Here is a 24409-nt window from a genome sequence, read left to right as displayed (position 1 = left end):
CGGTGATGGCGAGTGCGGCGCCTAGGCAGCAACTCACCGCTTCGAAGCACGCCACCCCTGGCAGCGGCCGCCAGCACCGGCCTCACTTCGCCCGCGCCTTGTAATGCTCGGCCACCACCTCGAACGCCAGCTTCCGCTGCCCCGTCTCCGAGATCAGCCCCTTCCGGTTCCAGCCGTTCTGGAAGACCGGGTGCTCACGCCGCGGCGAGCGGAAGTCCTTGAGCACCCAGGGCGACAGGCCACGCAGCGTCGGCACCTTGGCGGCCATGGCGAGCGTGGCGCGGTAGTAGTCGGCCTGGTAGTCCTCGGAGAACTTGCGGCGCAGCGTTGCGTCCCGGAAGCCCACCTGCGCGTCGGCGCCGAACTCTGAGAACAGCAGCGGCTTGTCCGCCGGCACCTCCCAGCGCAGCTTGCCGACAGCCTCCAGCGTGTCATCGCCGTACCAGCCCGCGTAGGTGTTCACGGCGATGACGTCGAGTTCCTTCAGCAGCGGGTCGGCGATGTGGATCGTGTCGCCTTTGCGCTCCACCAGCAGCGCCGCGCTGATGAGGCGGCTGGGGTCCAGCGCGCGCACGGTTTCGGCCAGCGCGGTGTGGAAGCGCGTGCGGTTGTCGGCCACGGGCGTCTCGTTGCCGATGCTCCACAGCACGACAGACGCGCGGTTGCGGTCGCGGTAGATGGTCTCGGCTTGCATGCGGCGGGCCAGGCCCAGCGTGGCCGGGTTGTCCCAGTTCACGGTCCAGTAGACGGGGATCTCGCTCCACACCAGCAGGCCGATCTCGTCAGCCGCGCGCAGCATGGCCTCGTTGTGCGGGTAGTGCGACAGGCGCACGTAGTTGCCGTGCAGGCCGTTCTTCACCTCGCCGAGCAGCCGGCGCGCGGCGGCGTCATCGATGCGGCGGGCGGGGTTGGGGCCTATCTCTTCCTCGTGGATGCAGATGCCCTTCAGGAAGATGGGCTGGCCGTTGAGCAGGATCTCGCTGCCGCGCACGGCGATCGTGCGGAAGCCGATGCGGTCGCGTACCTTGTCGTCGCCCGCATCGAATTCCACGTCGTAGAGCGTCGGCGCGTCGGGCGACCAGCGCTTGAGGCCGGCCGGCGCGGCGACGTCGAAGCGCGCTTCACCGTTGGCATCGGTGCGGGCCGGCAGCGTGAGGTTCAGGCCGGCGATGCGCAGGTTCACCGCGCGATTGGCGGCCTGCGGGCCGTTGAGCTGCAGGCTGCCCACGAGCCGGCCGGCGTCGTTCAGGCGCAGCGTCGCGTCGTCGATGAAGGTGGCGGGCGTCTGGATGAGCTTCACGGGCCGCGTGATGCCGCCGTAGAGGTCCCAGTCGGTGATCTCGCCCGGGACGCTGTCGGCATCGTGCTTGGAGTCCACGCCGACGACGAGGCGGTTGCCTTGCGCGCGCAGCGTCTCGGTCACCTCGACGACGAAGGGCGTGAAGCCGCCTTCGTGCCGGCCGACTTCCTTGCCGTTCAGGTAGACGTAGGCGCGGTAGTTGACGGCCTCGAAGCGCAGGAAGCTGCGTTGTCCGGTCTTCATGGGCGCATCGAAGCGGCGCTGGAACCAGATCAGTCCGTCGAAGTAACGCAGTTCGGGCGTGGCCGAGTTCCATGCGCCGGGGATGTCCATGGCCGGGCCGCGGTCGAGGTCGAACTCGAAGAAGGCCGGGCCGGGCTTGCTCTCCTCGGCGGCGACGTCCACGTCGCGGTAGCGCTGCATGCGCGACTTGGCGACCCAGCCGTTGATGTCGGTGAAGCCGGTGCGGTACAGGTCCTTGGAATAGGTCCAGCGGCCGGACAGGTCCTGCACATTGGCGCGGGCAGCCGTCAGCAGCAGCGGCGGACGCAGCGCGTCGGCGGCGAGCGCGGGCGCGGCGATGAGGGCGAGCAGGCAGAGGAGACGGCGGATCATGGTTGCAGTTCCAGTACGAGCACGGACTTGGCAGGCAATGTGAGACTCAGGGCGCCATCCTTGGCCTGCGCCTTGAAGGGCTGCGGCCTGACGCGGTCGGGTGATTTGAAACGGTTCTCTGCGTCCATCGTCGCGGCGGTTAGCAGCTGGCCGGTCACGGCGCGCACGCCCTTGCCGCCCACGGCAAGCTGCAGCGGCAGGTCCTGGTTTGGATTCGTGTTGGTGAGGCTCAGCAGCAGCTTGCCGTCCGCGCCCTTGGCCGCGCTGGCGCTGATGGCCGGGATGCTGTACTTGCCCAGCGCATAGGTCGGCACACCGCTCAGTTGCACGGGCAGCGAGGTCGCGTCCATGAAGGGCAGGTGCATCGCGAACGCGTGATACGTCGGCGTCAGCACCATGCGCTCCTTGTCGGTGAGGACCACGGCCTGCAGCACGTTCACCATCTGCGCGATGTTGGCCATCTTCACGCGCTCGGCGTGGCGGTGGAAGACATGGAAGTGCAGGGCCGCCAGCACCGCGTCGCGCAGGGTGTTGCGCTGCACCAGGAAGCCGGGGTCGGTGCCGGGCTCGGGGTCGTACCAGCTGCCCCATTCGTCGAAGTAGATGGCGAACTTCTTGGCCGGGTCGTTGCGGTCCAGGATCTCGCGGTGCTTGGCGAGGTAGCCGTCTATGGTCTGCGGCACCGCCAGCGTCGAGATCCATTCGGACTCGGGGAAGGCCGTGGCCGCGCCCTTCTTCTTCCAGTCGCGCGTGGGCAGCGAGTACTGGTGGTGGGTGATGGCGCTCATCTGCTTGACCTCGGCGCTGAGCGTCTCGGTCCAGTGCAACTCCAGCTCCTGGCCGCCGCTGGCGACGAGCTTGGGCCGGTTGCCGCGCGGCGCCTTGGCAAAGGTGGCCCACTGCTTGTACTGGTCCGCGTAGTAGCTCGGCTTCATGTTGCCGCCGCAGCCCCAGCTCTCGTTGCCTATGCCCCAGTAATGGATCTTCCAGGGCTTGTCGCGGCCATTGGCGCGGCGCTCGCGGGCCAGGGCGCTGTCGCCCTCGGCCGTCAGGTACTCCAGCCACTGGGCCATCTCCTGCACGGTGCCGGAGCCGAGGTTGGCGTTGATGTAGACCTCGGTGCCGAGTTGCTCGGCCAGGTCCATGAATTCATGCGTGCCGACCGCGTTGGGCTCGATGACACCGCCCCAACTGGTGTTCACGCGCGGCGGGCGCTGGGCCTGCGGGCCGATGCCGTCGCGCCAGTGGTATTCGTCCGCGAAGCAGCCGCCGGGCCAGCGCAGCACCGGCACCTTGATGGCCTTCAGCGCGTTCACCACGTCACTGCGCCAGCCGCGCACGTTGGGGATCTTGCTGTCCGTGCCGACCCACAGGCCCTCGTAGATCCCGGCGCCCAGGTGCTCGGCGAACTGGCCGTAGATCTGGCGGGCAATGACAGGACCGGGCTTGTCTGCCTGGATGTCGATCTTCACGGGCTCGGCCGCCTGGGCGGTTGCGGCGGCGAGGGCGAGAGCGGCGAGCAGCGTTTTCATTGGCATTGAAGGATCTGGAAGTCTCGGATCTGCAATCGACTGGCCGTCGTGCGCAGTGCGAAGTGGCCTTGCAGCCGCGGATTGGCGTCGGCGCGTGTAAAGAGTTCGTTGCTGTTGGCGCGCCAGCGCAGGTGCACGGGGTCGCTCGCCGTGGGTTGGCGCGAAACAATCTCGACGCTGAGCGGTTTGCCCGCATGCAGCCGGGTCTGCGCCGTCATCGGGCGCTCGCCGGGCTCGGCGATGGATCCGTCTGCAAAGCCGGTTAGCAGGCGGCGTTCACTGCCTGTGTAGTGGCGCAGCCGCGTCGTCGTGTTGGCGTTGGCGCCGAAGCCGACGTAGTAGGTTGGCAGCGTGTCGTAGCCGGCGAACTTGCCATTGCGCGGGTAGGGCTCGCTGCCGTCGGCTTCGAGCGCATTCCAGAACATGTTGAGGTCGGAAATGCGGCCGGCAAGCGCCCCGGCACTCGCGGGCGCGGGCAGGGCGATGGCAGTGAAGCGGATGGCGTAGTCGCCCGACAGCGGCTCGCGCCACCACAGGCTCAGGCCGGCGGGCGTGGCGATGTCGAGCACGCCGTTCTCGGCGGCGACGACGGCGCGCGCATCCTCGGCTTCCAGACGCCAACGGGCCAGGCCGGCGCGGAAGTCGTCAGCGGCGACCTGCTCCAGCTTCTTGGGGTACTCGCACCATGCCGCTGCTGTCAGCGGGATGCTGAGGATCAGCCCGCAAAGTGGAAGACGGAGGGCAGGTGCCATTGGCGCGGCTTGTTGTCAGCTTCGACCTCCATCAGCGGGGCCATGTAGTCCCACCAGCGCCGCATGACGGGTTGCAACGGCAGCTCGGCTATGGGGTAGCCCGGCTTGAGCTTGAGCACGGCGAACAGGGTCAGCGTGCTCTCGTCCAGGAAGATGGAGTAATCAAAGATGCCGGCGCCGCGCAGCGCCTCGGCGAGCTCGGGCCACAGCTCGTCGTGGCGTTTCCTGTACTCCGCCACCACGCCGGGTTTGAGCTGCATCTTGAAGGCGCGAATCTCGTCGCTCATCGTCTCGTCTCCTGGTCTTCATTGAACGTCTTGCTCGGCCATGGGCAGGGCCGACACGTCGCGACGGCGCAGTGATGGGTCCACGCACCAGTGCCCGGCGGGCAGGCCTGCCAGCGCGCTGTCCGCGTGCACGGCGATCGGCGTGCCGAGCCGCAACCGGCAGTCGGCGTCGAAGCGCCAGCCCAGCACGTCCAGCACGTGGCCGCCCCGTTGGGCTTCGATGTCCAGGCCGATGAAGCGGAAGTGGCGCAGCGGCGCCTGCGCATCGGCGTCCACCTCGAAGGCCACGTCGGCGCCGCGGGCGTGCAGGCGCTGGATGTGCACGCCGGCCACCTGCGTGCGGCCCAGCTCGGGCGGCACCGGCGCGGCCAGGGCCTTCCAGTGCGGCGGTGCAAGGGTCAGTTCGGCCTCGGGAATCTCGGCACGGCTGTAGGCCGGGTTCCAGTTCATCGTCGCGCGCATCACGACGGCCACGGCGTGCAGGCTCAGGTCGCTGATGGACACGCCGTCGATGAAGCCACCGCGTGTGGGGGCGGACTTGAAAAGCAGCCCGACGGGCACCGGCGCATGCACGGCGACGCGCTCCGCCGTGATGCGCCGGAAGCCGCCCGAGGTCTCGCTGCCGAAGGTCAGGCCCGCGGCGCCCTCGCGCACGATGCAGTCGCTGATGGTGATGTCCTCGCAAGGCCGGGCCACGCGCAGGCCGTCGGCGTCGCGGCCGGCCTTCAGGCACAGCGCGTCGTCGTTGACGGCGATGTCGGCGTGGCGGATGGTCACGCGGCGCGAGGAGTCGATGTCGATGCCGTCCGTCGACGGGCCGCGCGCCTCGTCGTTGTTGCGGATGGTGACGCCGTCGACGGTGACGTCCTCCGAGTAGCAGAGGTGCAGCGTCCAGAAGCCCGAGCGGCGCAGCAGCAGGCCGCCGCCGACGTGGACGCGGGCGGATTCGAACACCTGGATGAGCCGCGGTCGCTGGCAGTCGTAGTCCGACGCCCAGCGCAGGCCGCGCGGCTCGTAGCGGGCGCGCAGCGCCCAGTAGCTGTCCCAGAACACCTGGCCGTCGCCGTCGATGCAGCCCTCGCCGACCAGGTTCACGTCCTGCTCGCCGTAGATGTTGACCAGCGCCGCCGGCCAGCGCATCTCGATGCCGGCGACGCGCGTGGGCAGCAGCGGATAGTGGGCCAGGTCGCGCGAGCCCAGCAGCGTGGCGCCGCGCTCCAGGCGCAGCGTCATGCCGCTCTTCAGGAAGAGAGCGCCAGTCAGGTAGACGCCGGCGCCCAGGCGTAACTCCGCGCCTGCCAAGGCCGCCGCATCGATGGCGGCCTGCAGTGCCCGCGTGTCGAGCGTGATGCCGTCACCGCGTGCACCGAAGGCCTTGGCGTCCACCTTAGACGATGCCGCTACCCGAGGCTCCTGCCCTGGGCGGGCGCTTCACCGCGACCTGCTCGCGGTAGCCGCTGGCGCGGTAGGCCGCCACCGGGTCGATCGCGCCGCCTGAACGCAGGCGGGCCATCGCGAGGATGGGGCTGACGTCGGTGCGGAAGGCCTTCTTCAGCGCCTGCGCGGATTGCAGCGCGTCGTTGGCTTCCTGGAAGCCGGCCAGCGCCGCGCGGTCCACCAGCGCGGCCTGCACGAAGGCGCGCTGCACCTCCACTGCGCTGCTCATCAGGCTTTCGATGGGATCGGTCACGTTGTGCGACTGGTCCAGCATGTAGGCCGGGCTGAATGCCGAGTCGCGCAGCGTGGCGTCCGCCAGCTCGTTGAAGACGAGGAACAGCTGGAAGGGATCGATGGAGCCCGAGTCCAGATCGTCGTCGCCGTACTTGCTGTCGTTGAAGTGGAAGCCGCCGAGCTTGCCGAACTGCGCCAGGCGCGCCACGATCATCTCGATGTTGGTGTTGGGCGCGTGGTGGCCCAGGTCCACCAGGCACTTGGCCTTCTCGCCCAGGGTCTGCGCGACGGCGAAGCTGGTGCCCCAGTCGGCGATGACGCTGCAGTAGAACGCCGGCTCGAACAGCTTGTGCTCGATGTACATCAGCCAGTCCGCCGGCAGCGCGGCGTAGATGCCGCGGGCAGAGTCGATGTAGCGCTCCAGCGCGCCGCGCAGGTTGTGCTGGCCGGGGAAGTTGGAACCGTCGCCCACCCACACCGTCAGGCCCTTGGAGCCCAGCGTCTTGCCCAGCTCGATGCAGTCGATGTTGTGCGCCACGGCCTGCTCGCGAGCCGCCTTGCTCTGCGCGGTCAGGCTGCCGTACTTGTAGGTCTGGGCCTGGCCGGCTTGGTCCTGGAAGGTGTTGGAGTTGACAGCGTCAAAGCCCAGGCCCAGCTCGTCGGCCTGCTGGCGCAGGGCCTTGGGGTCGGTCGGCTTGTCCCACGGGAAGTGCAGCGACACGGCGGGCGTGGCGCGCGTGAGCTGATTGATGACGGCGCAGTCTTCCAGCTTCTCCGTCACGTCACGCGGCTCGCCCTTGCCGGGGAAGCGCGCGAACCGCGTGCCGCCGGTGCCCACGCCCCAGCTCGGCACGGCCACGGCGAAGGTCTGGGCCTTGGCGGTGAGCGCCTCGATGTCCACGCCGCGGCGGGACAGCATGCCGCCCAGCGCGTCGTAGTCGGCCTGCAGCGCGGCGCGCTGGCTGGCGTTGTGTTGCTCGACTTGGGCCGCGTCGATGATGTGCTTGGTCATGCTTGTCTCCTTCAGCGCGTGAATGCCGCGGCGTTGCCGGCGTCCACATTGAGGACGTTACCCGTGCTCTTGCCGGACTTGTCGCTGGCCATGAAGTACACCGCCTCGGCGATGTCCTCGGGCAGCACACTGAGCTTGAGCATGCTGCGCTGGCGGTAGAACTCTTCGATGTTGTCGCTGTCGATCTTGTTGGACGCAGCGCGCTCTTCCTTCCACTTGCCGTCCCAGATGCGCGAGCCGCGGATGACGGCGTCGGGGTTGACGACGTTGACGCGCACGCCGATGGCCGCGCCTTCGAGCGCGATGCAGCGGGCCAGGTGGATCTCGGCCGCCTTGGCGGTGCAGTAAGCCGACGCGCCGGCGGAGGCGACGAGGCCGTTCTTGCTGGCGACGAACACCATGCTGCCGCCGATCTTCTGCTGCTTCATCAGGCGGAAGGCGCCACGGCCAACGAGGAAGTAGCCGGTCACCAGGATGTCCTGGTTGCGCTGCCAGATCTCCAGCGTCGTGTCTTCCAGCGGCGCGGCCGAGGCGATGCCGGCGTTGGAGACGAGGATGTCCAGGCCGCCGAAGCGCAGCGCGGTGGCCGTCAGCACGGCCTCCACCTCGGTCTCGGACGTGATGTTGCCCTGCACCGTGGCGATGTTGTCCTTGCCGGCGACCTTCAGCAGGTTGCCCTTGGCTTCTTCCAGCGCCTCGGCGTCGATGTCGGTCAGCATGACGCAGGCGCCCTCCTGCAGCAGCTGGCGGGCCACCGCCTGGCCGATGCCGCCGGCGCCGCCGGTGACCAGGGCCACGCGGCCGGCCAGGCTCTTGGGCTTGGGCATGCGCTGCAGCTTGGCTTCTTCGAGCAGCCAGTACTCGATGTCGAAGGCTTCCTGCTCGGGCAGGCCGACGTACTTGTCGACGCCGTTCGCGCCGCGCATCACGTTGATGGCGTTGATGTAGAACTCGCCGGCGATGCGGGCCGTGGCCTTGTCCTTGGCGAAAGACAGCATGCCGACGCCGGGGATCAGGTAAATGATGGGGTTGGCATCACGCACGGCCGGGCTGTTGGCGCGCTTGCAGCGCTCGTAGTAGGCCACGTAGTCGGCGCGGTAGGCCTCCAGCGCCTTGTCCAGGCCGGCCAGCAGCGCGTCAACGTCGGGCTTGCTCGGGTCGAAGTCCAGCACCAGCGGGCGGATCTTGGTGCGCAGGAAGTGGTCGGGGCAGGACGTGCCGAGCGCGGCCAGCGCGGCCAGGTCGTTGCTGCCGACGAACTCCAGCACCGCGGCGCTGTCGTTGAAGTCGCCCAGCTTGCGCTCACCGGCGCTGATGCGGCCACGCAGCGCGGGCATCAGCCTGGCGGCCAGCGCCGCGCGCTCCTCGGCGGGCAGGGTGACGGTCTTGACGCCGCCGAACACCGGCTGCTTGATGTTCTCGGCCAGCCACTGCTCGGCCAGGCGGATCATCTCCAGCGTGATCTCGTAGCAGCTCTTGGCCGTGTCACCCCAGGTGAACAGGCCGTGGCCTTCCAGGATGATGCCCTTCAGGTTGGGCTGCGACGTGGCGAGCGCTTCGAGCTTCAGGCCGAGGTCGTAGCCGGGGCGCTGCCAGGGCAACCAGCCGAGCTGGCCGCCGAAGATCACCTCGGTCAGGCGCTTGCTGTCGGCGCAGGCGGCAATCGCGATGATCGCGTCCGGATGCATGTGGTCGACATGCTTCTTGGGGATATAGGCGTGCAGGGGGGTATCGATACTCGCGGCACGCGGGTTCAGGTTGAACGTGCAGTGCGGCAGGTAATCCACCATCTCGTCTTCATGTTCCAGGCCGCGATAACGCTTCTTCAGCGCATTCAGCTTGTCCATGTAGAGCGTGGAGAAACCATCCAGCTTGATGGAGCCCAGGTCGCCGCCCGAACCCTTGACCCACAGCACCTCGACATCATCGCCGGTCAGGTGGTCGCGCATCATGACCTTGGCCGAGGTATTGCCGCCACCGAAATTCGTCACGCGCAGGTCGGAGCCGAGGAGATTGGAGCGATAGAGCAGCAGTTCAGGCTCGCTCAACTTGGCCGCCACGGCGTCGTCCCATTTGGAGACGATCGGGGTTTGTGCGGAGGTTTGGGAATTTGCAGTCATCGGCTTGCCTGTAATCAGTCCGTCGCTCATGGCCAGGACCGCGGCGCGCGGTCCGGAGCCGGCCAGTGGCGGGCGGTCCATCGTGGAAACGGGCCGCAGTGTGGAACGAAACACCGCGCCCTGCGCGACGCCCGAGCAGGAAATCAAAAGGATGAGCGAAAGCGCGAGCCGGCGTGCCGCCGCTCACGAAACGCTCACGGCCGTGAGCGTTTGTTGATTGACCCTGTCATGCGATTGACGTAATCTGCACTTGGAACAGCGTTTCACCCATGCTTTGAGCGGATCTGAGCGTGAGCGGGCACGGTTCCGGCGGCCGGTGCCTACGCTCACCGGCAGTGATCCAGGCGGTGGGCCTTCGCCAAGCTGCCAAGCCAAGCGACGTCCGCCCGCAGAGGCTGGGCGACATAACGACGAGACAACGGTCGCCACCCATCACGGGGCGCCCGACAAAGGACCCTCATGATCAATCACAAGCGCCACAAGCGTCTGCTCAAACTGCTGGACGAGCGCGAGCACGCCAGCGTGCAGCAATTGATGGAATGGTTGTCGGCCTCGGCCGCGACGGTGCGGCGGGATATTTCCTGGCTGGCCGCCAAAAACCAGCTCACACGCACCCGCGGTGGCGCCCAAAGGCTGGAGCAAAAGAAAAAGTCATACACGCTGTCGAGCGAGACTTTTCAAAACAACGCGCAGCAAAATACTGCCGCCAAGCGTGCCATCGCCCGTTATGCGACCTCGATGTGCAATAACGGCGAAACCATCATCATCAACGGTGGCACCACCACGTTCATGATGGCGGAGTTTCTCGTCGAGAAACAGCTGAAGATTCTCACCAATTCATTCCTGATGGCCGAGCGCCTGCTCGTCACCAGCGACAACGAGATCATCCTGCCCGGTGGCAAGGTCTACCGCGAGCAGAACGTCATCCTGAGCCCGTTCGAGAACGACGTCGCCCAGCACCACTACGCCGCCAAGATGTTCATGGGCGTCTACGGCCTCTCCATCCTGGGCCTGATGGAAGCCGACCCGCTGCTGATCCAGGCCGAGAAGCGCCTGATCGGCCAGGCCGAGGAACTGGTCGTGCTGGTGGACAGCTCCAAATTCCAGCGCAAGGCCGGCCTGGTGCTGTGCGGGTTGAACCGCGTGTCCACGGTCATCACCGACACCGGCGCCTCCGACAGCGCGGTGCAGCTGCTGGAGCACTACGGCGTGCGCGTCATCACCGTGGAGCCCGAAGCCGTGGACCCTCGTGTGGTGGAGGCTTCGGCCTTGAGTTCGCATGACTATGCGGCCGTGCTGGAGGCCGGCGCCTACCACCGGCATGCGGGGCTGGTCTCTTGAGCGCTGGGACAACAGGCACCGTCGTCCTCGACATCGGCAAGACCAACGCCAAGCTCACGCTGATCGACGCCGCCGGCAAGACGCTGGCGGAGGTGCGCACGCCCAACACCGTGCGCCGCGACGGGCCCTATCCGCACCACGATACCGAGCGCCTGTGGAGCTGGCTGCTGGGCCAGCTGCGCGAGCTCGCGGCGCTGGCGGATATCCGCGCCATCGTGCCGGTCACGCATGGCGCGACGGCCGCCTTGGTCGACGATGCCGGCCTCGTGCTGCCGGTGCCCGACTATGAGCATGTGCCGGGTGACGCCACCGACGCGGCGCGTTATGAGGCGCTGCGCCCGGCGTTCGACGAGAGCGGCTCGCCCCAGTTGCCCGCCGGCTTGAACCTGGGCCGGCAGCTGGACTGGCTGCAGGCTCGCTTCCCGGCGGAGTTTGCGCGGGCCAGGCATGTGCTGATGTATCCGCAGTACTGGGCCTGGCGCCTGTGCGGCGTGGCGGCCAGCGAGGTCACTTCGCTGGGCTGCCACACGGACCTGTGGCGGCCTGGAGAGGGTGGGTGGTCCTCCCTCGTCGAGCGGCACGGTTGGCAGAAGCTTTTTCCGCCGCGCCGCGATGCCTGGGCGCGCCTCGGCACGCTGCGGCCCGAACTGGCGGCGGACACCGGCCTGGCCGCAGGTTGCGAGATCGTCTGCGGCATCCACGACAGCAATGCCTCGCTGCTGCGCCACCTGCTGACGCTGCAGTCGAGCGGGCCCTGCACGGTGTTGTCCACCGGGACGTGGGTCATCGCCGCGGCTCTCGGTTCGGCGACGAAGCCGTTGGCCGAGGCGCAGGACATGCTGGCCAACTGCAATGTCTTCGGCGACGCCGTGCCCTGCATCCGCTTCATGGGCGGGCGGGAGTTCGGTGCGCTGGCTGGCGAGCGACCGGCGGCGTTCACGGCGGCGGATGTCGAGCGGCTGATCGCCCGGCAGACGATGGCATTGCCGTGCTTTGCCGAGACCGGTGGGCCGTTTGCGGGGCGGGTCGGGCGTGTGGACGGGGAACTGCCGCAGACGGATGCGGAACGCGCCGCACTGGCGACGCTCTATGTCGTGCTGATGACCGACCACTGCCTGGGCGCGCTGGGCGCCGCCGGGCGCGTCGTCGTGGAAGGCGCGTTCACGGCCAACCCCTGGTTCGGGCCGCTGCTGGCCGGGCTGGCGGAAGGGCGCGAGGTGACGGTGTCGGATGACAGCAGTGGCACGACCTGTGGTGCTTGGCTGCTGGATGCGTGGGGGCGGGAGCCTGAAGCTGGCGCCTTGCCTGTGACGGCTTGGGCTCCGCCGGGATGGCGCGCGTACCGGGACGCTTGGCGGGCCGCGGCTGGAGCGGCTTGACGCGTGCGTGGGGTGCCGGGGCGAACTCCCGGCACCGCTGATGGAATGCAGCGGTAGTGGCTTAGACCACGCGCCGGCGGCGCAAGCCGGCCATGCCTAACCCAGCCGCCGCCAATGCCAGCGACCCCGGTTCCGGCACCGTGAACGCGCGCACGCTGTCGATCGCCGGCACGCTGTAGCCGCTGTTGTCGCTCGCGCTGTCGAACGCGAACACGCGCACTTCCGTGAAGCCGGCCAGGTCCCTCAACCCGAGCACGTCGCCGACCCCGGCCGCGCCCAGCGAGGCCTTGCCGCTGCCGGTCAGTGCGCCGTTCAGCCAGGTCTGCCACATCACGTAGATGCTGGCGTAGCCCGAGTCCACCGCGAACTCGATGCCGTGCAGCGCGGCACCGGTGCTGCGGATGGACAGGTAGGCATTGCTGCCGGCGGTGGCGAAGTAGTTGCCCGAGAAGGCCTCGCTGTAAAGCTGGCCGCCGGCCAGGTCCACGCAGAACTCGCCGGCATAGCCGCAGCCGCCGTTGTCGTTGGCCAGCCCGGTGTGGGTGAACAGCAGGCCGCCTTCCGACCACGGGTTGTCGAGGCCGGTGTTGGCCTCGAAATCGGCGGCGTAGGTCAGGTGGGTCGCGCCCGGCGTGGCGCTGCCAGTGCCGGTGGTCTGCACGACGCCGGCAATGGCGGGTGCTGCGAGCAGCGCGGCCAGCAGGGGAATAAGTTGGTTCTTCATGGGCTTGCTCAGTTCGTGGGCACGAGGTCGATGGCGTCGAAAGACAGTGCCGGGCTCAGGAAGCCGGCGCCGGCGGTGCCGCTGACGGTGTTGATGGTCAGCACGTTGGTGCCCACAACCAGTTGCGAGGCCGGGATGTCGAAGGTGTACGTGCGGTTGAAGCCGCGGTAGGTGCCCACGGTCAGGTTGCGCGAGACCTTTGGCGGTGCGGCCGGGATGGCAGAGCTCCAGCTGTTGACCGTGACCTGCGGGCGGGCGCCGGCGAAGTCGGCGGTGGTGCCGATGCGCAGCCGCAGCGGCGCGGCGTTCTGGCCGCGGCGCAGCGTGAAGCGGACCTGCAGGCCGTTGTTCACGTCCTTCCACTGGTAGGCCGGCCATTGCGTCGCGGGGTTGGACTGGCCGACGACGAAGGGCGCGACGTTCCACGACGCCATGCGCACATCGGACGGGTGCATGAAGGTCAGCTTGTCGCCGTTGATGAACTCCCGCGGCGTGCCGTCCCAGCGGCCGATGCGCCACAGGGCGGGCGTGGCTTCCGGGTCGGCCGTGATGGCCACGGGGTTCATCGCGTAGCTGGCGTTGGCGGTCACCGTCACCGAGCCCGTCTGCACGGCGAGTTCGCCCTTGTAGATGGTCATCGTGTAGTCGCCGGGCAGCATGCCGCTGGCCGTGAAGTGCCCGTCCACGGGATCGGCGTCGGCCCAGTACTGCGCCTGCGCATTGGCGAAACCCACCGTGTAGGGAATGCCCGCGATGCGGCCCGTCAGGCCGGCGCCGCTGACCGAGCCACGGCCCACCGGCGGCACGTAGCCCACCAGGCCCACCTGGCCGTACCAGCTGGTGTCGGGCCTTGCCGTGGGCACGCTGCCGTCGTTGAAGATCATCGTGTACGTGTTCAGCACGTTCAGCCGGAAGGGCTCCGTCTGCGCCTCGCCGTAGTTGACGATGTAGGTCAGCTCGTTGTTCGTGCTGGTGATCTGCTGCAGCAGGCTGCGGTAGAACGGGCCGCTGGAGCCGCCTTCGTTGTTGTCGCGCCAGAACCAGATGCCCACGCCCGGGCCGCTGCCGCCGACGAATTCCCAGTCCTTCAGGCGGCGGTTGGCGTAGTGCTTGGAGCGCGTCTGGCCGTAGCGCGCGTCGGTGCTCGGGAAGCCGAACACGTCGCTGGCTTCGATGGCGCCGCTGGTGCCGCGCAGGTCCTCGGCCCAGAAGCTCTCGCCGTTGTAGGTGACCAGGCCGCCGGCCGCATGGGCCGGGCCGCCGTTGGGCAGCTTGGCGACGGGAATGCGGGCGATGAAGCGCACCAGGCCGTGCACGTCGGGCTGCTCGGTGAAGTGCGTGCCCATGTGGATGTTGGACTCACCGCGCTTGACGACGTAGTAGTGCGTCAGCACGCCGCCCTTGGTGCTGGTGCTGGTGATCGTGACGCGGATGTAGTCCGTCGCATTGACCACGCCGCCGTTGACCGTGGAGGCCGGCGTCGCGGTGCCGTTCGCGCTTACGGCCTCGACCTTCAGGCCGACGGCGCCGACGCCGTTGTAGAGCCAGTCGGCCCCGGAGTTGAGCTGGGTGCCGCGCGAGGGGTCGGCGTACTCCACGCCCTTGTAGACCATGCTGGACAAGTCGCCGATGGCCGTGGTGCTGCTGCTGTCCCAGCCGCGCACCTTGAACACCAACCCGCCATCGGTGTCGATGACGTACTGCGGCCGCGCCGCGTTGTTGTTGTCGTGGACGGTCGTGATGCTGAAGGCGGCCATGGCGGCCGGTGCCAGCGTCGCGAGCAGGCCTGCAGCGAGCCAGCGCGCCCAGGGCGGGCGCGAGCTTGTCGTGTTCATGAAGTCTCCTGGTTTTGTGTCGTTGTTCACGGTCGACGGGCTTGCCCGTCTGCCGGAGCGGACTCTAGGCAGGGGCGCTCGCCGCGTGTACTCAACCGGTTGAGCGTTTCGCTTCATCCTGCATCGGGGGGATGCCGGCCCAGGGTTGCCCCCAAGTTGGCGGAGCAGGCGGCGCGGCCACTGCCTAAGCTGAAAGGTCGCCACCCGCTTCGGAGGTTTCCATGGCCACCATGTCCAGCAGCACGCGCCGTGCCGCCGCCGATGACGCGGCCCAGCCGCTGCGCTACGCCTTCCACTATTGCAACGTGCGCCCCGGCCTGCCGCCGGCAGCCGGCCCACAGGTGTTCGGCGAACGCGCCGCGGCCATCAACACGCTGCGCGACAAGTGGCTGAACGGCACCGAGCTGACGTACTACTTCTACGACCGACCCAGTGACGGCCAGACGGTAACGCTGTCCGACGGCAGCAGCCGCTTCGTGCCCTGGGCCGGCCCGGCGGAGCAGAAGCAGGCGGTGCGCAAGGCCTTCGATGCCTGGGCCAAGCTCGGGCTGGGCCTGCGCTTTCGCGAGGTGGCCAGCCCCGAGCAGGCGATGGTGCGCATCGGCTTCATGGCCGGTGACGGCAGCTGGTCCTACGTCGGGCGGGCGCTGCTGGACGTCGCGGCGGGCGAACGCACGATGAACATCGGCTGGGACGTGACCCGCGACCTGGACACCGCCATCCACGAGATCGGCCATGCGCTGGGCTTCAACCACGAGCACCAGAACCCCTTCTCGGGCATCGTCTGGGACGAGGAGAAGGTGTACGCCGCACTGGCGGCGCCGCCCAACCGCTGGTCGCGCCAGAAGACCCACTTCAACATCCTGCGCAAGCTGGACGAGTCCACCGTGGAGGGCACGTCCTGGGACCCGGACTCGGTGATGCACTATCCCTTCGGCCCCGGCCTGATCCAGCAGCCCGAGATGTACCGCGTGGAGCCGCTGCAGCCGGCCGGCGGCCTGTCCGCGCGCGACATCGCGCAGGTGCGCAAGATCTACCCGGCCCAGCCGCCGGTGGATGAATTCAGCGAGCTGGTGCTGGCGGAGTCGCACCGGCTGCAGATTGCGGCCGGGCAGCAGATCGACCTGCGCATCAAGCCGCCGCGCACGCGCAGCTACCAGATCGCGACCTTCGGCGAGGCGGACACGCTGCTCGCGCTGTTCGAGGACAGCGCCGGTGACCTGAAGTTCCGCGGCGGCGACGACGACAGCGGCGAGGACCGCAACGCCCAGCTCAAGCTCAGGCTGCAACGCGGGCGCAGCTATGTGCTGCGCGTGCGCATGTACTACGCAGCTGCGGCGGGCGAGACGGCCGTCATGTGGTGGTGACGGCCCACCCCATCGCAGGTCAGCGCAGCAGCGCCTGGTAGGTCAGGTTGCGCACGCGCAGGTTGAGGGTGGAGTTGCCGGCCGGGCGCAGCTGCGTCATCAGCAGGATGACCAGCCGCTCCTTCGGGTCCACCGTGTACTGCGGGAAATAGGCGCTGCCCCAGCCGAAGGCACCCTCGCTGCCCAGCTCCCTGAAGCCGCCCGTGCGCACGTTGACCCAGAAGCCCAGACCGAAGCCATCGGCGTCACCGCCGGACCTGGTGCCGAGGTGGTCGGCCGTCATCAGCGCCACCGTCTTGGGCGCCAGGATGCGCACGCCGTCCAGCTCGCCCTTGTTGAGCAGCATCTGCAGGAAGCGGGTGTAGTCGCCCGCGGTGGACAGCATGCCTGCGCCGCCTGAGAGCAGCTTGCGCGGGCCGTTGACGAAGTCGCTGCGCGCGCTGGTTTCCATGAGCTTGAGCTGCCCGCCCTCCAGGCCGTAGACATTCGCCAGGCGATCAAGCTTGTCTGCGGGCAGGAAGAAGCTGGTGTCCGGCATGCGCAGCGGGTCGGTGATGCGCTCCTTGATGAAGCGGTCCAGCGGCTGGCCGGACACGACCTCGACGAGGCGGCCCAGCACGTCGGTCGCATAGCCGTAGGTGAAAGCCTCGCCCGGCTGGCCCTGCAGCGGCAGCGCGGCGAGGCGGTCGGTCCATGCGGCCAGCGTCTCGTCGTGGCCGACGAGGTACCAGTCCTTCATGCCGGCCGCGTCATAGGCGGCCTTGGCCGGGCCGGGGCCGTAACTCATGCCGGCCGTGTGCGTCAGCAGGTCGTGGATGGTCAGCGGCCGGCGCGCCTTCTCGGTGCCGCCTTGGGGCAAGGCGACCTGCAGGTTGGCGAAGGCCGGCAGGTAGCGCGAGACCGGCTCCTTCAACAGGAAGCGGCCTTCTTCGTAAAGGATCATGGCCGCGACCGACGTCAGCGCCTTGGTCATGGACGCGATGCGGAAGATCGTGTCCGTGCGCATCGGCCGGGCGTTCTCGATGTCGCGCTGGCCATAGGCCTTGAAAACCACCGGCTTGCCATCGCGCAGCACGGCCATCACGCCGCCGGCGAGCTGCTTGCCGGCGATCTGTTCCTCGATGGCGGCGTCCAGGCGCTTGAGGCGCTCGGGCGAGAAGCCTTGCGCGGTGATGGCCTCGGCGGCCTTGGGCGGCGCTGCAACGGTGGCGGGCGCGTGGGTCAGCGTGGCGCAGGCCAGCGCCAGGGCAAGCAGGTGAGACTTCATCAGTCGCCGAGCGGTCGTTGTTGGGTGAAGCCCGGGCTCGGTGCCACGCGGAACTGCTCCGGCGGCTGCGGCTTGCCCGGGTCTATGGTGCCCAGATCATCGCGCAGCTGCGCCGCCACCGGCACGCGGGCTTCCCGCAGGCCCAGCGCCACCAAACGCGCCAACTGCATGGCGCCGTAGTTGTTGTGGTGGGTGTTGTCGAGCTTGCCGTTGTTCATCGGGTGGGCCGCCTGCGAGCGCTCGGGGCCCAGCGCCGCGTAGAACTGCTGGCTCATCGCGTTGAGGTCGATGAAGGCCAGCTTCATGTCCCTGGCCACCGCGCGCGCGGCGTCGGCGTACTCGGTCAGGCTGGGCTTGAAACGGCCCTGTGGGTCGAAGTTGCGGCGCTCCATCGACGACACGACAACCGGCACGCCGCCGCGGGCCAGGATGCGCTCGGCATGCGTGCGCAGCTCGGCCTTGTAGGTCTCGGCATTGCCGCTGCCGTCCTTCTGCTGCTTCTGGTCGTTGTGGCCGAACTGCAGCAGCACCGTGTCGCCCGGCTGCATGACCGACAGGATCTTGTCGATGCGCCGGCGCGCCAGCGAGTCGCGGAAGGTCTCGCCGGACTGCGCGTGGTTGGCCACCGCGACGGTGGGCTTGAACAGCGCCGTCAGCATCTGGCCCCAACTGCTGTACGGCTCGCGGGACTGGTCGGCCACGGTGGAGTCGCCGAGCAGGAAGACGGTGGGCACCTTCACCGGTTCGATGACGAGGCTGCGCAGCGCGGGTTGCGCGCCGTTGATCTCCAGCGTGATGCGCTGGTCCCAGGCCCAGATCTCGTCCTTGCTCTCGCGCGGCTCCTTGAGCTTGACGACGCCGGCTTCGATGGGTGGGGTCGCGCCGGGCACTGCGGCGATGCGGGCCGTGCGCACGTTGACGATGAAGCTGCGCGTCGCGGTGCCGCCCGCCGGCACCGGCACGGCGTCCAGCATCAGGCGGCGCAACTCGCTCTTGATCGTCGTGTCGCTGGCCTTGGCCCCGCCCAGCGTCACTGTGACGCGGTAGTTGCCCTCGGCCGGCACGTCCACCGTGAAGAAGCTCGGCTGGCCGGCCGCGTTGCGCGGCGCGCCTGGCTCGAAGCCGTTGCCGCGCTCGCGGCTGTAGGTCGGCTCGGGCGTGCCGGCGAGGTCCAGGCGCAGTGCGTCCGCAGCCGGTGGCTGCGAGGCGCAGCCACCGAGGCACAGCGGCAAAGCGAGAAGCGTGGAAAGCAAAAGCCGCATGTTCATGTCAGTCGGTCAGTTGATCGCCGATGAGCGCGAGGTTCTGGATCGCCGCCAGCCCCCATTGCGCCGTGTCGTTGGTGCTGATCCAGGGCGCCTCGTCCACCGGGTTCAGCGCCAGCGGGCCGGCGATGCGGGTGGTCTTCAGCGTCTTGACGCCGCGCGGGTCGTCTGCCAGGAACTCGCGCCAGGCGCGCTGCGCCAGCGCCTTGTCCTGCTTCTGCCTGGCGGCATAGGCGCTCAGGCGCGAATGGCCGACGCTGAGCACCGTGCCGCCGCCGTGCGGCGCACCCAGCGCCTTGGCCTGCTGGTCCTTCGGCGCGTTGTACAGCTCGCAGTACTGCAGCCAGGCCTGCTTGAAGGCCGGCTCGTCGATCAGCTCCACCAGCTCGGCCATCATCTCGACGGCGCCGAAGACGGCGCTCAAATGGCTGGCGCTGAGCTTGTCGCCGCTGACGTTGTGGAAGGCGCCTTCGTTGGGCCCGGTGGGCTCGTAGCCGCCGCTGCCGGTGAAGAAGCCGTGCGGCATGGCGGCGATGCCCTTCATGCCGCGCAGCAGCTTGTCGCGCCAGCGCTTGTCGCCAGTGCGCTCCCACTCGGTCAGCACGTTGGCGACGACGGAGCCCCAGTCGGTGCCGAAGCCGATGCGCGCGGGCCACGGTCCCTTGTCCACGCGGCCGGCGATCTTGCGCACCGGGTCGACCGCGTCCATCTTCTCGTCGGCGTTCAGCACCTCGCGCATCACGTCGCCGACGCGCTCGTCGGCGGTCAGGTAGTAGTAGAAGCGCCGGTAGGCCGACGTGGAGATGCGCGCCTGCTTGGCGCTGCAGCCCCAGTGCTGCACGTTGTGCCGCGTGCCCAGGCCCTGGAAGCGGCCGGCGTGGTAGATGTCGACCTCGCTGGTGTGGCGCACCATGGCCTCGGCGAAGCGGAAGATGTCGGCCCGGCCGCTGCGCAGGTAGGCGTACCAGAGCCACAGGTCGGGCGACAGCTCCGAGTTGTCCCAGGCGTAGCCGCCGACGTCGTAGCGCCATTCGTGGCGGTCGCTGTCGTAGGTGTGGCGGATGTCGCCGTAGTCCCAGAAGCCGTACCAGTGGCGCTGCTCGACCTCCTTCTTGTAGAAGTCGAACAGGAAGTCCAGCCTGTCCTCGATCTGCACGCGCGTGGGCGTGCTGCGGTCGGGCAGGCTCCACAGCTTGCCGAACACGCCGGCCTGCAGATAACGCGCCGGATGGGCGGCAAGCTGCGGCGGCGTCTGCACCGCGGCGGCCATCTGCACGAGGCGCTCGCGGCTGGGCGTGGCGGCCAGCGCCCACAGCGTGATCTCGCTGCTGCGCGCGATGCCCACCGGCGTGCCGAAGCCCTTCTCGTAGTCCTCGTAGGTGATCTCCAGGCCTTCGAGCTCCTGTTCGTGCGTCTCCATGCCCAGGCCATCGTGATAGAAGCGCAGGTCCATGGCCGGCGCCTCGGGCGCGTGCATCCACAGCGTGACCTGCGCGGCGTCGGTGTGCGCGTTGCGGATGTCCAACTGCGTGGGGTGGCGCTGCCAGAAGTCGCGCAGGCCGAAGGCGACGCCGCCGGTTGCGCCGCCGATGTAGCCGCTGCCCGGCGCGCGCTTGCCGAAGGCCGCCGGTATCCAGCCGTGGCCGGCCTTGGTGCGCTTCTTGATCTGGAAGCCGTCGGCGCTGAGCTGGCTCAGCGTGTAGTCGCCCCAGGCGGGGATGCGGTGCTGCAGCTTGCGCACCTGCGCGCCCCACTGCGCCAGCGGCGGCGTGGCGCGGCCGGCCAGCTGCGCCTCGCGCACGGCGGCGCCGGGCTCGCGGCGCAGGCCGGTGAGGTTGCGCACGCCCTCGGCCCACAGCCCGCCCGCCTCGCCGGCAAAGCGGACGTGGCGGTCGTAGAGCGCATCGCGCAGCGGCACGTCGAAGCGCAGGCCGATGCCGCGCAGGAAGTCCCCCTGGTCGTCGCCGTCGAAGACGAAGCTGTGCATCACGCGCAGCGACTCGGCGCCCGCGTAGAAATAGAAGCGCACCGAGAACGGCAGCCACTCGCGGCCGGCCGCGCTGCGGTGCTGGCCGTCGACCTTGACGACGGCGCGCACCGGGCCGGCCTGCTCGACGGTGAGCTTGGCGATGCGGCTTTGGAAGGCCGCCTGCGTGACCGGTCCCTGCTCGGCATCGGGCTTGTCGTCGGTCTGCGCGACGAGGGTGCAGCTGCCCAGCACCTCGCGGCCATCGCGCAGGATGCTGTGGATGAGCTGGGCGCCCTGGCGGGGCAGCCGGGCGCGGATGACGCCGGTGTCGACCTCGACGAAGTCCCCCGCCTCGCGCACCGCGACGCGTGCGCCGCTGGTGGCCGTGCCCTTGCCGGGGCGGATGCTGGGCTGGGCGCCCGCGTCCACGCCGGCCGGCAGCGCATGCGCCGTCCACTTCAGCGAGCCGTCGGGCCAGTAGGCGAGCGGCCAGGTCTGCAGCGGCAGCGGGCTGCCCTTGGCGTCCAGCGCATGGAAGGGCTGGTCCTTCTTGTGCTGGCCACGCGGCCAGGGCAGGCCCAGCGTGGCGCCCAGCGGCGGCGCGGGCGCGGCGCCGTCCAGCCAGCGCAGCGCCAGCAGGTCGTCAGGAACGGCGACGGTGGCGGCGGCCGGCGTGGGCGCCGGTGCAGCGCCGGCGGTGGTTGCCAGGCCTGCCAGGCCGCCGATCGGCAACGTGGCGGTCTTGAAGAAGTGTCGGCGGCTGAAGTCGGTCATGGGCGGGCTTGCAGGGGTTGCAGCGAGGAGTCGGCGTGACCGCTGCCGCGGCCCCACAGGCGGTCGTAAGGCCAGCCGGTCAGGTCTTCGACGATGCGGCGGTTCTCGTCGCTCTCGGCTTCGGTGGCGCCGTTGCGCAGGCGCTCGACCTCGTGCACCAGCACCGCATGCGTGCTGGCATTGAGGCGGAACTTCCACGAGGCCAGCGCGCCCAGCAGCAGCATCAGCAGCGGGCCGCCGACCATCAGCAGCGTGACGGTCTGGATGGCCTCGGGGGTCTGCACGACGACCTCGCCGGGCTTGGTCTTGACGTAGCCGCCCAGGTCGATGATCCAGCCGCTGGCCATGATGGCCGCGCTCTGGGCCAGCTTGCGCACCAGCGTCATGACGCCGGCGAAGATGCCCTCGCGGCGCTGGCCGGTGACGGCCTCGTCGACGTCGGGCAGGTAGTTGTAGACCGACCAGGGCACGAAGTTCAGCGTGCCGCGGCCCAGGCCCGCCAGCACGATGGGCACGAAGATCCAGAACACCAGGCTGAGCGAGAAGCCGGGACTGGCCGGGTTCAGCGCGCCGAAGAGGTTGGTGCCCAGCGCGTTGAAGCTCTCGGCGAAGCCCTCGGGCCGCGCCAGGTAGAAGCCCAGGTACAGCAGCAACGCGGCAGCGAACAGCGAGCCGGCCAGCCGGTACGCCAGCACGGGCCCGGTGCGGATGACGATCTGGATGGCCACCATCACCGAGATCAGCTGGGCCACATACATGACCGTCATCAGCTGCGAGATGACGAGCGTGGCGCCCATCAGCACGGTCGCGACGAAGAAGGCGAAGGCGCTGTTGAAGATGTCCTGCGACAGGTAGCCGCCCAGGTAGATGGACAGGTGCTGGCGGAAGGCGCGGATCTTCAGCGTGGAGAACAGGTCGCGGAACATCTTGACGGGGATGAGCAGCGCTGCCTTCAGGTTGAAGCCGCCGTAGGTCTGCGACATGACGGCCTGTTCGCGCGTGCCATAGGGGCGCTCCCAGGTGGTCAGCACGACGATGGTGACGACCACCGAGAAGATGCAGCCGAAGATGGCGGCCATCCAGAAGAAGGTGTCCGGCGAGTCCTTGCCGCCGAACTGGCTGATGAGCAGCGTGGGCAGGTAGGAGGCGAGGATGGCCGAGCTTTGCGCGACGATCATGCGCGCGCCTGCGAACTTGGCCTTGGCCTTGTAGTCCTTGGTCATCTCCGCCGCCAGCGTTTCCCAGGGGATGAGAAACATCGTGTACAGCAGCTCGAAGAAGATGAAGGCGAGCAGGTAGTAGGTGAAGGTGTGGCCAGTGCGGAAGATCAGCGCGAAGCTGGGCAGCAGCGGGATGGTGATCAGCAGGAACAGCTTGCGCCGGCCGATCTTGCGGCCGACCCAGGTGTGGCGCAGGTTGTCGGAAACGTAGCCGATGAGGGGGCAGGTGATGGCTTCCAGCAATCTGGGGAGGCCGAGGATCAGGCCTGCATCGACGGCGGAGAGGCCGCAGAAGGTGGTGAAGAAATAGAACAGCCAGCCGGTGATGACGGCTTGCGCACCGGCACCGAGCATGTCGCCGCTGCCCCAGCCCCAGTAGTTGATCCAGGTGGGTTCTTTGGCGGCGGGGTGGAGGTTGCGAGGGGGATTCATGTCTCTTGCTCGAAGCGCGCGTGTCTTGGAAACACTTGCTTTGTGGGGAGGCCCATGCCGGGACGTCGCCCAGGCGGGCGACCTTCTTTTTGAGCGACCAAAAAGAAGGCAAAAAGTCGCCCCCGAACCGCCCGGCCCTTCGCTGCGCAGCGGGCTGCCCTGCGGTGCTCGGACTTCAAGCCCGCGGGGCTCCGGGTTCCGAGCATCGCAGGGGACCCCGCAGCGAAGCGAAGGGGCGACGGAACGGGGGCGGTTTCTTTGCTTACTTTCTTGGGCGCCCAAGAAAGTGAGTCGGCCGCCGGGACGAAAACCGAAGGTTTCGCTAAATCCCGGCCGGGCCTGGCCATTAACCCGCCGTACCGCATGGCGATCAGATGAAGCGAACCAACAACTCGCCCATCGCCAACAACGCCATCGCCTGCCCAAACGGCATCGACGTCAGCGGAATGTCCTTGTATTCCTGCAGCGTGTTGAACACCGGCGTGCCGAAGCTCACCTGCGTCAACTCCCCGGCGTCGTTGATGTGCTTGCGCACCGCCAGTGCCGCCTTCACGCCAAACGCTTCGTAATCCCGAGAGATATAGCCCTTGCGCACCGCCTTCAGGATGCCGTACGCAAAGCCCGCCGAAGCCGCCGCCTCGTCATACGAAGTCGGGTCGTCCAGCAGCGTCGGCCACAGCCCCGACGGCGACTGGAACTGGGCCAGCGCCTTCACCTGCGCCTCCAGCGTCGACACCAGGAACTGGCGGAACGCATCACCCTCGGGCAGGTTCAACAGCTCGATGAACTCGGGGATGACGATGGTGACCCACGAGTTCCCTCGCGCCCACAGCGCGTTGGCGAAGTTGTGCCGCCCTTCGAACGTCCAGCCGTGGAACCACAGGCCCGTCTTGCGATCGGCCAGGTACTTGATGTGAACCAGGAACTGCCGCTTGGCCTCTTCCACGTAATGCGGGCGTCCCAGCAACAGCCCGAACTTGGCCAGCGGCAGCACCGACATCATCAACGTGTCGTCCCACAGCTGCTGGTGGTTCACGCTGTTGTAGACGATGTGCTGGAAGCCGCCCTCCTCGGTGCGCGGCAGGTCGTGGTAGACCCACTCGGCCCAGCGGTCGATGTAGGGCAGGTAGCGGCGGTCGCCGGTGCGGTCGAACAAATAGGCCAGCGTCAGGAAGGGCGCCACCGTGTTGATGTTGCGGCTGGGCATGCCTTCCGCAAAGCGCGCCTCGAACCAGTGGGCCATGATGTCCCAGGCCTTGGGGTCGCCGGTCAGCTCCCAGACCTTGTAGACGCCGTACAGGCCCACGCCGTGCGTCCACTCGAAGCCGTTCCAGCCCTTGGTGTCCAGCACGCGGCCGTCGTCCAGGCGCAGCAGGAACTTGCCGGCCTTGTCCTCGATGTTGATCAGGTTATCGATGAGACGGGCTATGGCGCCACGGATGTCGTCGCGGTCCGCGCCGAGGTGGGCCGTGTGGTGGGCCAGCAGCGGATGGATCTTGGAAGAGTCGACGGGCTTGAGGATCTGGTTGGACATGGGTGTCTCTCTT

General features: G+C 68.4%; 17 protein-coding genes. 3 read left to right on the top strand and 14 right to left on the bottom strand.

Translation table 11 applies throughout. From position 1 onward, the window contains the following. Window positions 1-82: 82 nt before the first annotated feature. Genes ASD35_RS07230 through ASD35_RS07200 form a run of 7 tightly spaced genes read right to left on the bottom strand, consistent with a single transcriptional unit; the run spans window position 83 to window position 9289 of the window. Complete coding sequence (locus ASD35_RS07230) at window positions 83-1915, bottom strand: glycoside hydrolase family 2 protein (protein WP_056874191.1); 1833 nt, start codon at window positions 1913-1915, stop codon at window positions 83-85. Continuing rightward, a complete protein-coding gene (locus tag ASD35_RS07225; protein ID WP_235538261.1) occupies window positions 1912-3447 on the bottom strand; it encodes an alpha-N-arabinofuranosidase in 1536 nt (511 codons plus the stop codon). The genes ASD35_RS07230 and ASD35_RS07225 overlap by 4 nt, the downstream gene beginning before the upstream one ends. Continuing rightward, window positions 3444-4199 carry a DUF6250 domain-containing protein gene (locus ASD35_RS07220; protein ID WP_056874189.1) on the bottom strand — a complete coding sequence of 252 codons (756 nt, stop codon included), beginning with the start codon at window positions 4197-4199 and terminating at the stop codon, window positions 3444-3446. Before ASD35_RS07220 ends, ASD35_RS07225 begins: the two co-directional genes overlap by 4 nt. Next, the gene (locus ASD35_RS07215) at window positions 4163-4486 is read right to left on the bottom strand and encodes an L-rhamnose mutarotase (protein ID WP_056874188.1); all 324 of its coding nucleotides are present in this window, start codon (window positions 4484-4486) and stop codon (window positions 4163-4165) included. Before ASD35_RS07215 ends, ASD35_RS07220 begins: the two co-directional genes overlap by 37 nt. 18 nt (window positions 4487-4504) lie before the next feature. Next, window positions 4505-5872 (bottom strand): glycoside hydrolase family 28 protein, encoded by a 1368-nt coding sequence (locus tag ASD35_RS07210; protein ID WP_056874187.1) that lies wholly within the window; start codon window positions 5870-5872, stop codon window positions 4505-4507. Window position 5873: 1 nt separating this feature from the next. Further along, window positions 5874-7169 carry an L-rhamnose catabolism isomerase gene (rhaI, locus tag ASD35_RS07205; protein ID WP_056874186.1) on the bottom strand — a complete coding sequence of 432 codons (1296 nt, stop codon included), beginning with the start codon at window positions 7167-7169 and terminating at the stop codon, window positions 5874-5876. A gap of 11 nt (window positions 7170-7180) precedes the next feature. Then, window positions 7181-9289, bottom strand: coding sequence for a bifunctional rhamnulose-1-phosphate aldolase/short-chain dehydrogenase (locus ASD35_RS07200; protein ID WP_056874629.1), 2109 nt, complete (start codon window positions 9287-9289; stop codon window positions 7181-7183). Between the two features lie 459 nt (window positions 9290-9748). On the opposite strand from ASD35_RS07200, the gene ASD35_RS07195 reads away from it, so the two are divergent. Continuing rightward, entirely contained in the window at window positions 9749-10630 is an 882-nt protein-coding gene (locus ASD35_RS07195; protein WP_056874185.1) for a DeoR/GlpR family DNA-binding transcription regulator, read from the top strand. Next, the gene (locus ASD35_RS07190) at window positions 10627-12009 is read left to right on the top strand and encodes an FGGY-family carbohydrate kinase (RefSeq protein ID WP_056874184.1); all 1383 of its coding nucleotides are present in this window, start codon (window positions 10627-10629) and stop codon (window positions 12007-12009) included. Before ASD35_RS07195 ends, ASD35_RS07190 begins: the two co-directional genes overlap by 4 nt. Before the next feature lie 61 nt (window positions 12010-12070). On the opposite strand, the gene ASD35_RS07185 is transcribed toward ASD35_RS07190, so the two are convergent. Next, complete coding sequence (locus ASD35_RS07185; protein WP_056874183.1) at window positions 12071-12733, bottom strand: PEP-CTERM sorting domain-containing protein; 663 nt, start codon at window positions 12731-12733, stop codon at window positions 12071-12073. An 8-nt stretch (window positions 12734-12741) separates the two neighbouring features. After that, the gene (locus tag ASD35_RS07180; RefSeq protein ID WP_056874182.1) at window positions 12742-14568 is read right to left on the bottom strand and encodes a rhamnogalacturonan lyase B N-terminal domain-containing protein; all 1827 of its coding nucleotides are present in this window, start codon (window positions 14566-14568) and stop codon (window positions 12742-12744) included. 221 nt (window positions 14569-14789) lie between these two features. On the opposite strand from ASD35_RS07180, the gene ASD35_RS07175 reads away from it, so the two are divergent. Beyond that, complete coding sequence (locus ASD35_RS07175; RefSeq protein WP_056874181.1) at window positions 14790-15935, top strand: M12 family metallopeptidase; 1146 nt, start codon at window positions 14790-14792, stop codon at window positions 15933-15935. Between the two features lie 19 nt (window positions 15936-15954). Here the strand turns inward: ASD35_RS07175 and ASD35_RS07170 are convergent, their stop codons facing one another. The 5 genes from ASD35_RS07170 to ASD35_RS07150 all read right to left on the bottom strand — a co-directional run bounded on the left by ASD35_RS07170 (window position 15955) and on the right by ASD35_RS07150 (window position 24396). Further along, entirely contained in the window at window positions 15955-17202 is a 1248-nt protein-coding gene (locus tag ASD35_RS07170) for a serine hydrolase (protein ID WP_056874180.1), read from the bottom strand. After that, entirely contained in the window at window positions 17202-18470 is a 1269-nt protein-coding gene (locus ASD35_RS07165; protein WP_235538260.1) for a rhamnogalacturonan acetylesterase, read from the bottom strand. Before ASD35_RS07165 ends, ASD35_RS07170 begins: the two co-directional genes overlap by 1 nt. Window position 18471: 1 nt before the next feature. Beyond that, a complete protein-coding gene (locus ASD35_RS07160; RefSeq protein ID WP_056874178.1) occupies window positions 18472-21210 on the bottom strand; it encodes a hypothetical protein in 2739 nt (912 codons plus the stop codon). Then, a complete protein-coding gene (locus tag ASD35_RS07155; RefSeq protein ID WP_056874177.1) occupies window positions 21207-22862 on the bottom strand; it encodes an MFS transporter in 1656 nt (551 codons plus the stop codon). The genes ASD35_RS07160 and ASD35_RS07155 overlap by 4 nt, the downstream gene beginning before the upstream one ends. Before the next feature lie 370 nt (window positions 22863-23232). Continuing rightward, window positions 23233-24396 carry a glycoside hydrolase family 105 protein gene (locus tag ASD35_RS07150; protein ID WP_082579968.1) on the bottom strand — a complete coding sequence of 388 codons (1164 nt, stop codon included), beginning with the start codon at window positions 24394-24396 and terminating at the stop codon, window positions 23233-23235. Window positions 24397-24409 lie beyond the last annotated feature (13 nt).

This window comes from Pelomonas sp. Root1444 (assembly GCF_001426885.1).
GTDB lineage: Bacteria > Pseudomonadota > Gammaproteobacteria > Burkholderiales > Burkholderiaceae_C > Pelomonas.
This window is presented reverse-complemented; position numbering and strand designations above follow the sequence as displayed.